This is a genomic window from Saccharopolyspora karakumensis, assembly GCF_004349225.1.
Classification (GTDB): Bacteria; Actinomycetota; Actinomycetes; order Mycobacteriales; family Pseudonocardiaceae; genus Saccharopolyspora; species Saccharopolyspora endophytica.
In genome coordinates this window covers 1-10,397 of the sequence record NZ_SMLA01000093.1, presented here as the reverse complement: position 1 = coordinate 10,397, position 10,397 = coordinate 1, and the positions used below count along the sequence as shown (strand labels likewise).

Genomic DNA, 10,397 nt, shown 5'->3' with positions numbered 1-10,397 from the left:
CGTCCATCGTGGTCGCCGGGGAGGGGGACGTGCTGCCTCGGCGGATCGCGGGGTGGCCTCCGGTGATGAAGAACGGGATGGGTTCGGTCACCGGGTGCCCGTGGTTGCCCGGGATGGGGTTGGAGACCAGTTCCGGGTCGGTGAAGCGCCAGCCCCCGTCGCAGTAGGCGACCAGGTCACCGGCTTCCGGACCGAGGCGGAGTTCGGCGGGGTCGTGGACGGACAGCACGCCCTCCGTGGCCTCCGCCAGTTCGCGCATGCGCTGCACGGCCGCGGGGCGCTCGGCGTCGGGACCGGTGAAGTACAGCAGTACCGCGCCCCCGTTCTGGGCGATCTCGGTGCGGCCCGCCAGCAGCGGGTCGGAGTCGAGGACCGGGCGGAGCGAGATCACCCGATGCGGCAGCGACCAGTCCATCGAGTGGTCGGCGAGGACCAGCAGCACGCTGCTCTCCCAGCGCCCGGTGCTGCGCAGGTGGTCGACGAAGCGGCCCACCTGGGCGTCCGCGGAGGCCAGCGCCGCCGTGCGGGCGGCGCGCAGCGTGGTGCCGGTCAGGTCGGTGTGGCCGACGCGGTCGACGTCGCCGAAGTTCGCGAACACGAGGTCCGGATCCGCGCTGTCCACCACGGACACCAGCGCCTCGGCGGTGAACGCGTCCGGTGCGTGGCCGCTGATCGGCACGATCGGCTCCGGCTCCCAGCGGACCGTCGCGCGGGTGCCGAAGATGCCGTGGAGGTACTCCTTGCTCAGCACGCTCCCGGTCACCTTGCCGTGGCCGCGCAGGACTTCCAGCAGCGTCTCGGCCCGCAGATCGGAGGCGCGGTCGAGGGTCCGGACCTGGCCCTCGGCGCGGTCGAACACCGAGTTGGCCGGCACGCCAGTGCGGTCCGGCCGCAGGCCGCTCATCATCATGACGTGGTTCGGGATCGTCTCCATCACCGGCAGCGACCGCGCCGACGGGAACGACGTCCCGCTCTCGCGGAGCTCGTGCAGCCGAGGGGTGAGCTCCGGGCTGATCTCCTCGGGCCGGCACCCGTCGACGACCAGCGCGTAGGCGCGCAGCTGCTTGGCGTCCGCCGCCCAGGCGGCCGGGGACGACGCCGACAGCAGGACGCCGGCACCTGCGGCGCGCAGGAAGCTGCGGCGGTTCAGCGAATTCACCGGATGCCCTCCGAAACCTGGTGCACCTGCTGGCTTCCCGCGGGAACTTCGAACGAGACGGTGCGCTGGGCACCGGTGGACGGCTGGGTGCGGTCCTCCAGCGCGAACCAGTCCATCTGGACGCGCTCCGCGGTGACGTCCAGGACCGAGAAGCCGTGCGAGTCGAAGTCCAGGTGCTTCACGTGCGGGTTGTTCGCGCGGATCGCCGACTCCACCGCCGGCGAGGCGGTGCGCGGCGGGACGCGCAGGATGTCGTCGAGGTTGTCGCTCGTCACGGAGGTGCACACGAGCTCGGTGCCCACCGAGTTGCGGTCCAGCGGGTAGGTCGCGGGTGAGAAGGGCAGTTCGGCCGCCCACGCCGAGTGGATGTCGCCGGTGAGGAAGACGGTGTCGGTGATCCCCCGCTCGTGCAGCACGCCGAGGACCTCGTCGCGGTCGGCGGTGTACCCGTCCCACTGGTCGACGTTGTAGGGCAGCCCCTCGACCTCCGGTGTGCCGGTGAGCTCGCCGATCGCGCGGCGCTCCTCGATCGACAGCGTCGAGGGGAACCGCACCGGCGCGATCATCACCGGGTTGCCGATCAACTTCCACTGGGCGGTGGAGTTCGCGAGACCATCGGTCAGCCAGCGCATCTGCTCGTCGCCGGTGATGGTGCGCGCCGGATCGCCGATCCCCGGGTCCAGCGGCGTGGCGACCTGCTGACTCCGGTAGCTGCGCAGGTCCAACATGGACAGTTCGGCCAGCGCGCCGAACCGCAGCCGCCGGTGCAGGACGCCGCCGGGTTCGTAGCGCACCGGCATCCACTCGGCGTAGGCGCGCTGCGAGGCCGCCCTGCGATCGGCCCAGGAGCCTTCGGCACCCTCGGTGTGGTTCTCGGCTCCACCCGACCACGCGTCGTTGGCGGATTCGTGATCGTCCCAGGTGACCACGAACGGCACCGAGGCGTGCAGATCGGCCAGGTCGGGGTCGGTCTTGTACTGGGCGTGGCGGCGCCGGTAGTGCCCCAGGTCCGTCATCTCCACCGGCGGGTCGTGCGGGCGGACCACGACGTCGCGGGCCTGGTACTCGCCGGGCGCGTACTCGTACAGGTAGTCGCCGAGGTGGAGCACCGCGTCGAGGTCGCCGCGCGCGGCGAGGTGGCGGTAGGCGGCGAAGTGCCCGGCCTGCCAGTTCGAGCAGGACACCACACCGAATCGCAGCCGCTGCAGCGCCGCGTCCGCCGCGGGTGCCGTGCGGGTGCGACCGGTCCGCGACACCTCGCCCAGCGCCCGGAAGCGGTACCAGAGCCACTGCCCGGCGGGAAGACCCGCGACGTCGACCTTGACCGTGTGGTCGCGCCGCGCCCCGGTGATCAGCGAGCCGCGCGCGACCACGTTCGCGAAACCCTCGTCGGCGGCGACCTCCCAGTCCACCGCGCAGGCCGCGCCGAGGCCGGAACCGGGCAGCGCGTCCGGCTCCGGGGTGACCCGCGTCCACAGCACCACGCCGTCCGGGTTCGGGTCGCCGGAAGCGATGCCGTGGGCGAAAACCGACCCCGAGGCGGATGCGGTGGCGGCCAGCCCACCGATGCTCATCGCACCGGCGAGCACCCCACCGGCCTTGATCAACGACCGACGGCGGATCTGCGACATGATCCGAAAAATGTCACCCCGACGAGCGCGTGTACACCCGTTCGGAGGAACGTTATCGTCCTGTTCACAGACCCGCCGCTTGATCGACAACTCCCCCGACGAGGCACCGAGCGGTCACTCCAGGACCGCGGTGGCCTCGATCTCGACGAGGTGCTCCGGGACGTCGAGCGCGACGATGCCGAACAAGGAGGCCGGGGGCACGGGCGCGGTGCCGAGAGCCTCCGCCGCTCGGACGATCCCGTCGAGGACCTGGGGCATCTTGTCCGGGGTCCAGTCCACGACGTGGAAGGTCAGCTTCGCGACGTCGTCGAAGGTGCCGCCGGCCGCCTCGAGCGCTTTTCCGACGTTGAGGTAGCACTGCACGATCTGCCCGGCGAGATCGCCCTCCGCGACCGCCGCGCCGTCGGCGTCCCAGGAGACCTGGCCGGAGAGGTGCACCAGCCTCGTTCCCGTCGCGATCGAGACGTGCCGGTAGATGTCGACCTCGGGCAGTCCGGGCGCGTTGGTCAGGGTGATGGCCATTGCAGCCTCCTCGCTCTCTTGTGGTTACTGGGGAACCGTAGGAGAGTGAGCGATGACGTGGAAGAACGCACTTTTTCGTTACTGAGGAACCTCATGGTGACCAAGCAGGTCAGCGGCTCGGCGGACGAAGCCGATCTGCGGCGGGCGGATTCGCTGGCGCGGGAGATCTTCTCCGACGTCGCCAACAAGTGGGCGCTGCTGATCATCGAGGCGCTCGGCGTTCGGACCCTGCGGTTCAGCGAGCTGCGGACCGAGGTGGAGGGCATCAGCCACAAGATGCTCACCCAGAACCTGCGCATGCTGGAGCGCAACGGCCTCGCCGAGCGGACCGCGCACCCCACCGTGCCACCGCGCGTCGAGTACACCCTCACCGGGCCGGGCCGGGGTCTGCTGGCGACCGTCGACGCCATGTGCGAGTGGACCCACCGCCACATCACCGACATCGACGAGGCTCGTCGCCGCTTCGGCGGCTGAGGGCGTCGGCGGAGGCCCTCCGTCCACTTCACAGCGGCGTTTGCGTGGCTGAAATGCCTGGTCACGGGGCACATGGTGCGGACTTCTCACCCGGTGAACGCAAACGCTTGTGCATGAGACTCAGGCCACAGTACATTCCTCGCGATCTGGACAGCGGAGCGAACGAGGGAGGACCCGTGGTCGGCATCGAGGAGGTCGCGCGGCGAGCCGGCGTCTCGCCGTCGACGGTGTCGCGCGCGCTGCGCGGGCGCTCCGGGGTGTCGGACCGCACGCGTCAGCGCATCGCCGAGCTGGCCGCCGAACTCGACTACTCGGTCTCCCGCTCGGCGTCCGGATTGGCGACCGGGCGCACGCTCTGCATCGGCGTCGTCGTCCCGTTCGTGTGGCGGTGGTTCTTCGGGCAGATCATCGGCGGCGCCGAGCAGGTCCTGCGGGCCGCCGGCTACGACCTGATGCTCTACACCGCCGGCGACGTCGAATCCCGCGAGCGGTTCTTCCGCGAACTGCCGGTCCGCGGGCGGGTGGACGCGGTGCTGGTGCTCTCGATGGACCTCACCGAGCAGGAAGCCGACCGGCTGCGCGGGCTGGACATGCCGCTGGGCCTGGTCGGGCACGACGCCGAGGGGTTCAGCTCGGTGCACATCGACGACCGGCTCGGCACCCGGCTGGCCGTGCAGCACCTGATCAACCTCGGCCATCGCGACATCGCGATGATCCAGGGACTGGAACCGAAACCGCTGGGCGCCATCGCACCGATCATCCGCCGCGAGGCGTTCCTGCAGACCCTCCACGACAACGGCGTCGAACAGCGCCCCGAGTGGATGGTTCCCGGCGAGTTCTCCATCGCGGGCGGCGAGCGCGCGATGGACCGACTGCTCGCCGAAAGTCACCAGCCCACCGCCGTTTTCGCCTACGCCGACGAGCTCGCCATGGGCGCGTTGCGCTCGCTGCGCCGGCACGGGCGGTCGACGCCGGAGGACATGTCGATCGTGGGTTTCGACGACCACGAGATGAGCGGGTACGTGGACCTGACCACCGTGGCCCAGCCGGTGCGCGCCCAAGGGGCCACGGCCGCGCGATTGTTGATCGACCAATTGGAATCGAACTCCCGTGACAGCACCGTCGTACCTGTTCCGATCGAACTCGTGGTGCGAGGCTCAACAGCTCCTCCGCGCAGCAGCGCGGAATTGTGAGGAGATGAAGAAGGAGGCTGGTAAGCGCAGGTGAGAACCTGCGGTTCGCTGGCGATCTGAAATCGGGCGCATCGCGCCCGGCGCAATTCCACGAATCGAAGACCGAACGACCGCACGATGCCACTGGATCGATCCGGTGCATCGCGCGGCGGAGCCCCGTGCGCTCGATGAGTCCTCAATGGAGAGTGACATGAGACAGAGAAACCGGTTAGCGATCGCCGCGGTGCTGACGTGCACCGCCGCACTGACCGCCGGCTGCGGCGGTTCGGCCACCAACGAGCCCTCGGCGGCGCTCGAAGGCCGCGGCCCGATCACCTTCGTGGCGGGCAAGGACGAGGAGAGCGTCAACCCCAAGATCGTCGAGGCGTGGAACAAGGCGCACCCCGACGAGCAGGTCCGCTTCATCGAGCTCTCCTCCTCCGCCGACGACCAGCGCCAGCAGATGGTGCAGAACGCGCAGACCAAGTCCGACGCGTTCACCGTGCTCGACCTCGACAACGTCTGGACCGCGGAGTTCGCCGCGAACCGCTGGATCACCGCACTTCCCGAGGAGCAGTTCGGCATCGACCAGTTCGTGCCGACCACCGTCGAGACCTCGCTGTACCGCGACCGCCTCTACGGCGTCCCCGCCACGTCCGACGGCGCGATGCTCTACTTCCGCGAGGACCTGCTGGCCAAGGCCGGTGCGCAGCCCCCGACGACGTGGGACGAGATGCGCCAGGTCTGCGACAAGGTGCTCGCCCTGCCGGAGGCCGCCGGGATGTCCTGCTTCGCCGGGCAGTACGAGAAGTACGAGGGGCTCACGGTCAACTTCGCCGAGGCCGTGCACGGCGCCGGCGGCGTGATCACCGACCCGAGCGGCAAGCCCAACGTCAACACCCCCGAGGCCAAGCGCGGCCTGGACGCGCTCATCGGGGGATTCCGCTCCGGGATGATCCCGCGCGAGGCGATCACCTTCAAGGAGACCGAGACGCGCCGCGCCTTCATGGAAGGCAAGATCGTGTTCAGCCGCGCCTGGCCGAACCAGTACTCGCACTCGGCCAAGACCGACGGTTCTTCCGGCGTGGCGGGCAAGTTCGGCGTCGCGCCGCTGCCCGGCGTCGCCGGACCCGGCGTGTCCAGCCTCGGCGGGCACAGCCTGGCGATCTCCTCGTTCGCCAAGAACAAGGCCACCGCGGTCGACTTCATCAAGTTCGCCACCGCCCCCGAGCAGCAGCGGCTGCGGCTGGACCAGGGTTCGCTGGCCCCGACCCGCACCGCGCTCTACGACGACCCGTCGATGCAGGCCAAGTACCCGTACCTCCCGCTGCTCAAGAGGTCCATCGAGGGCGCCGAGCCGCGTCCGCGGGTGGTCAAGTACGGCGAGGTGACCGATGTGATCCAGGAGCACGTCTACGCGGCGTTGCGCGGTGAGAAGTCCTCCGAGCAGGCGCTGGCCGATCTGCAGGCCCGGCTCCAGGAGCTGACCGGACAGCAGTGAGCGCGCGGGGGCGGCGCCTGTTCGCGGCGCCGCCCCCGGGACTCGGGGAGGTAGATGATGACGACAGAAGTGGAATCCGCCGCCGCGCCCGCGTCCGGGCGCCTCGCGGCGCGCGATCGCCGCAGGCGGAGATCGCCCCAGGCAGCGGCCGTCGCGCGACTGGCCGGGATGCTGGTGTCGCCGACGTTGCTGGTGCTCGGTCTGGTGGTGGTCTACCCGATCATCGCTGCGCTGCGGCAGTCGCTGTTCACCGAGGGCCAGGGGGTGGACGCCGAGGGCTTCGTGATCGAGGGCGAGCAGTTCGCCGGACTCGGCAACTACGCCGAGGTGTTCACCGGTCCCGCCGCCGCGCGGTTCTGGAACGCCATGTGGAACACGACGTTCTTCACCACGACGACGGTGGTCTTGGAGGCCGCGCTCGGCGTGGCGATGGCGCTGATCATGCACCGGGCGTTCCGCGGGCGCGGTCTGGTGCGCGCGAGCGTGCTGGTGCCGTGGGCGATCCCGACCGCGGTCTCGGCGCTGCTGTGGCGGTGGATCTTCGCCTCCGACGGCGTGGTCAACGCGATGCTGGGAACGCAGGTGCTCTGGAGCGCCGACGGCGGACCGGCGAAGCTGGCGGTGATCGTGGCCGAGGTGTGGAAGACCGCACCGTTCGTGGGTCTGCTGGTGCTGGCGGGCCTGCAGGTGATCCCGCGCGACGTCTTCGAGGCCGCGCGGGTCGACGGCGCCTCCGCCTGGCAGCGGTTCGCGCACATCACGCTCCCCCTGGTGCGTCCGGCGCTGCTGGTGGCGGTGCTGTTCCGGATGCTCGACTCGCTGCGCATGTTCGACCTGCCGTTCGTGCTGATCGGGCAGCAGAAGGAATCGGTGGAGACGCTGTCGATGCTGGCCTGGCAGGAGGCCACGAATGTGCGCTACGGCGCCGCGGCGGCCTACGCGACGATCATGTTCTGCTACGTCGCCGTCGTCGCCTTCGCCTTCGTCAAGCTGCTGGGCGCGGACCTGCTGGGAGAAGCCCGCTCGCAGGTGAGAACCGCGCGGAGAAACCGGAAGGCGGTGGCGTGATGACCTCTTCGGCCCGTTCTTGGAAGCGCTGGTTGCCGCACGCGGGTGTCGCGGTGATCGTGCTGTACTGCCTGGCCCCGTTCTACTGGATGACCGCCACCGCGTTCCGGCGACCGTCCGACCAGTTCGACCTCAGCCCGCTGCCCGCGGTGTGGTCGCTGGAGAACTTCCGCGCGGTCTTCGCCCCCGACGTGGGGTTCGGCTGGGCGCTGCTGAACAGCTTCGTGGTCGCCTCGGTGACCACGCTGCTGACGCTGGTGATCGGCATGACGACCGCCTACGCGCTGGCGCGGCTGAACTTCCGCGGCAAGAACGCGGTGCTGGCGCTGATCATCGCCTGCTCGATGTTCCCGGGGATCTCGCTGATCGTGCCGCTGCTCAAGCTGTTCACCGACATCGGCTGGATCAACACCTACCAGGCGATGGTGCTGCCGAGCCTGTCGTTCGCGCTGCCGCTGGCGGTGTGGAACCTGACGACGTTCTTCCGCCAGATGCCGGTGGAGCTGGAGCAGGCGGCGATGGTGGACGGGTGCACGCCCGGTCAGGCCTTCCGCAAGGTGATCGTGCCGCTGGCGGCGCCCGGTGTGTTCACCACGGCGATCCTGACCTTCATCATGGCCTGGAACGAGTTCATCATCGCGCTGACCATGGTCAACGAGAAGGAGATGCAGACCGTCACGGTCGCCATCTCGAAGTTCGTCGGCGCGCAGGGGCACGAGCAGCCCTTCGGCACCCAGATGGCGGCGGGCGTGATCGTCACCGTCCCGCTGGTCGTCGCCGTGCTCATCTTCCAGCGCCGCATCATCGCCGGCCTGACCTCGGGCGGGCTCAAATGACCGAAGTGGACTCAATGGGAGACGGAGAACCGTTGCAGCACAAGCACTCCGATGCACTTCCGTGGTGGCGCGACGCGGTGATCTACCAGGTCTACATCCGCAGCTTCGCCGACGGCGACGGCGACGGGATGGGCGACATCGAGGGCATCCGGTCCAAGTTGCCCTACCTGCGGGATCTGGGCGTCGACGCGCTGTGGATCAACCCGTGGTACCGCTCGCCGCAGGCCGACGCGGGTTACGACGTGGCCGACTTCCGCGACATCGACCCGCTCTTCGGCTCCCTCGCCGACGCGGAGAAGCTGATCGCCGACGCGCACGAGCACGGGCTGCGCATCATCCCCGACATCGTGCCCAACCACACCTCCGACCAGCACCGGTGGTTCCAGGACGCGCTGGCCGCCGGGCCGGGAAACCCGGAACGTCAGCGCTACGTCTTCCGGCCCGGTCTGGGCGCCGACGGGGACCAGCCGCCGAACAACTGGCGGTCGGTGTTCGGCGGTCCCGCCTGGACCCGCGTGGCCGACGGGGAGTGGTACCTGCACCTGTTCGCACCCGAGCAACCCGATCTGAACTGGGCCAACCCCGAGGTCCACGACGAGTTCGCCGACGTCCTGCGGTTCTGGTTCGACCGCGGCGCGGACGGCTTCCGCATCGACGTCGCCCACGGCCTGGTCAAGGATCCGGAGTTGCCGGACCTCACCGGCGAACCCGGCGAGCGCCTCGCGCACCCGCACTGGGACCGCGACGAGGTGCACGAGATCTACCGCCGGTGGCGCCGCATCGCCGACGAGTACCCGGGCGAGCGCAAGTTCGTCGCCGAGGCCTGGGCGCCGTCGCCGGAACGGCTCGCCCGGTACCTGCGGCCGGGTGGTCTGCACACCGCGTTCAACTTCGACTTCCTGAAGTGCCCGTGGAGACCGGAGCGGATGCGCGAGGTCATCGACTCGACGATGGCGAGCTTGACCGCCGTGGGCGCACCCCCGACGTGGGTGCTGTCCAACCACGACGTGCCCCGGCACGTGACCCGGTACGGCAGGGAGACCGCGTGGGTGCCGCACGACCAGCGCGCGATCGGCGAGGACGAGCTGGTCCTCGACGAACCGGACCTGGCGCTCGGGACCCGCCGGGCGCGCGCGGCGGCGCTGCTCATGCTCGCGCTGCCCGGCGGCGCCTACGTCTACCAGGGCGAGGAGCTCGGGCTCCCCGAAGTCGAAGACCTCCCCGAGGAGGCCCTGCAGGACCCGATGTGGGAGCGCTCGGGTCGCACCGAGCGAGGTCGAGACGGTTGCCGGGTGCCGCTGCCGTGGTCGGGTTCGACGCCACCGTTCGGCTTCGGCGCCACGGGGTCCGCGGAGCCCTGGCTCCCCCAGCCCGCTGCCTGGCGCGACCGCACCGCCGAGGCGCAGGACGGCGATGCCGCCTCGACCCTGGAGCTCTACCGCGCGGCGCTGCGCCTGCGGCGCGAGCTCGACGCGCTGGGCGAAGGCGGGATGCGCTGGCTGGACTCCGCCAGCGGCGTCCTGGCGTTCCACCGCGAACCCGGATTCACCTGCGTGGTCAACATGTCGGGCACTCCCCAGCCGCTCCCCGACCACGACCGGATCCTGCTCACCAGCGACGGCCTGCACGACGACCACCTCCCCACCGACACAGCGGTCTGGCTGGCCGACTGAGAACGTCACGGTCTCAGACCCCGGCAGCACCACCCGGATCACCGCCGTCATCAGGTCCCGGAATACCGCCGTATTCCGTCACCTGATCACGGCGGTTTCCCGGCCACCCGACGACCGCCGTGCTCCGCTACCCCCTGCGGAACGTGACACGCCGTCCACATCCGACGCCCACCAACTCCCTGACCAGATTTCCACTGAAACCCGGGGTCGGGTTTCCACTGAAGCCCGGCACCGGGTTTCCACCGAAGTCCCGGGCCCGGGGTTCCACTGAAGTCCGAGATCGGATTTCCACTGAGACCGAGGGCCGGGCTTCCACTGAAGTCCGGGGTGGGTTCCGTGGGAATCGGGGTCGGGGGTTCGT

Annotated in this window: 9 protein-coding genes; 6 read left to right on the top strand and 3 right to left on the bottom strand. The window is 70.0% G+C overall.

Features of this window, described 5'->3' with window-relative positions; translation table 11 throughout:
* From E1202_RS30275 to E1202_RS30265, 3 genes are all read right to left on the bottom strand, one after another.
* Window positions 1-1,159 (bottom strand): alkaline phosphatase family protein (locus E1202_RS30275; RefSeq protein WP_132686731.1); only part of this gene is annotated, 1,159 nt, incomplete at its 3' end.
* Window positions 1,156-2,790: an alkaline phosphatase D family protein gene (locus E1202_RS30270; protein ID WP_132686730.1), complete on the bottom strand. Its 1,635-nt coding sequence runs from the start codon at window positions 2,788-2,790 to the stop codon at window positions 1,156-1,158. The genes E1202_RS30270 and E1202_RS30275, both read right to left, overlap by 4 nt.
* 114 nt (window positions 2,791-2,904) lie before the next feature.
* A complete protein-coding gene (locus E1202_RS30265; RefSeq protein ID WP_132686729.1) occupies window positions 2,905-3,312 on the bottom strand; it encodes a RidA family protein in 408 nt (135 codons plus the stop codon).
* A 93-nt stretch (window positions 3,313-3,405) separates the two neighbouring features.
* Between E1202_RS30265 and E1202_RS30260 the strand changes: the two genes are divergently transcribed.
* From E1202_RS30260 to E1202_RS30235, 6 genes are all read left to right on the top strand, one after another.
* Window positions 3,406-3,786 (top strand): winged helix-turn-helix transcriptional regulator, encoded by a 381-nt coding sequence (locus tag E1202_RS30260; RefSeq protein WP_132686728.1) that lies wholly within the window; start codon window positions 3,406-3,408, stop codon window positions 3,784-3,786.
* A gap of 176 nt (window positions 3,787-3,962) precedes the next feature.
* On the top strand, window positions 3,963-4,979 hold the full coding sequence (locus E1202_RS30255) for a LacI family DNA-binding transcriptional regulator (protein WP_207919005.1): 1,017 nt from the start codon (window positions 3,963-3,965) through the stop codon (window positions 4,977-4,979).
* 190 nt (window positions 4,980-5,169) lie between these two features.
* Window positions 5,170-6,459, top strand: a complete 1,290-nt coding sequence (locus E1202_RS30250; RefSeq protein ID WP_132686726.1) for an ABC transporter substrate-binding protein — start codon at window positions 5,170-5,172, stop codon at window positions 6,457-6,459.
* Window positions 6,460-6,516: 57 nt separating this feature from the next.
* Window positions 6,517-7,527 (top strand): carbohydrate ABC transporter permease, encoded by a 1,011-nt coding sequence (locus E1202_RS30245; RefSeq protein ID WP_132686725.1) that lies wholly within the window; start codon window positions 6,517-6,519, stop codon window positions 7,525-7,527.
* On the top strand, window positions 7,527-8,363 hold the full coding sequence (locus E1202_RS30240; protein WP_132686724.1) for a carbohydrate ABC transporter permease: 837 nt from the start codon (window positions 7,527-7,529) through the stop codon (window positions 8,361-8,363). The genes E1202_RS30245 and E1202_RS30240 overlap by 1 nt, the downstream gene beginning before the upstream one ends.
* Window positions 8,364-8,377: 14 nt before the next feature.
* Window positions 8,378-10,036 (top strand): glycoside hydrolase family 13 protein, encoded by a 1,659-nt coding sequence (locus tag E1202_RS30235; protein WP_132686723.1) that lies wholly within the window; start codon window positions 8,378-8,380, stop codon window positions 10,034-10,036.
* The last annotated feature ends 361 nt before the right edge of the window (window positions 10,037-10,397 follow it).

What these genes read in the sequence shown, in the direction of transcription:
- E1202_RS30270 (WP_132686730.1), bottom strand. Translation starts at nt 2,790, where the DNA reads ATGTCGCAGATCCGCCGTCGGTCGTTGATCAAGGCCGGTGGGGTGCTC.
- E1202_RS30250 (WP_132686726.1), top strand. Translation starts at nt 5,170, where the DNA reads ATGAGACAGAGAAACCGGTTAGCGATCGCCGCGGTGCTGACGTGCACC.
- E1202_RS30235 (WP_132686723.1), top strand. Translation starts at nt 8,378, where the DNA reads ATGGGAGACGGAGAACCGTTGCAGCACAAGCACTCCGATGCACTTCCG.
- E1202_RS30260 (WP_132686728.1), top strand. Translation starts at nt 3,406, where the DNA reads ATGGTGACCAAGCAGGTCAGCGGCTCGGCGGACGAAGCCGATCTGCGG.
- E1202_RS30265 (WP_132686729.1), bottom strand. Translation starts at nt 3,312, where the DNA reads ATGGCCATCACCCTGACCAACGCGCCCGGACTGCCCGAGGTCGACATC.
- E1202_RS30245 (WP_132686725.1), top strand. Translation starts at nt 6,517, where the DNA reads ATGACGACAGAAGTGGAATCCGCCGCCGCGCCCGCGTCCGGGCGCCTC.
- E1202_RS30240 (WP_132686724.1), top strand. Translation starts at nt 7,527, where the DNA reads ATGACCTCTTCGGCCCGTTCTTGGAAGCGCTGGTTGCCGCACGCGGGT.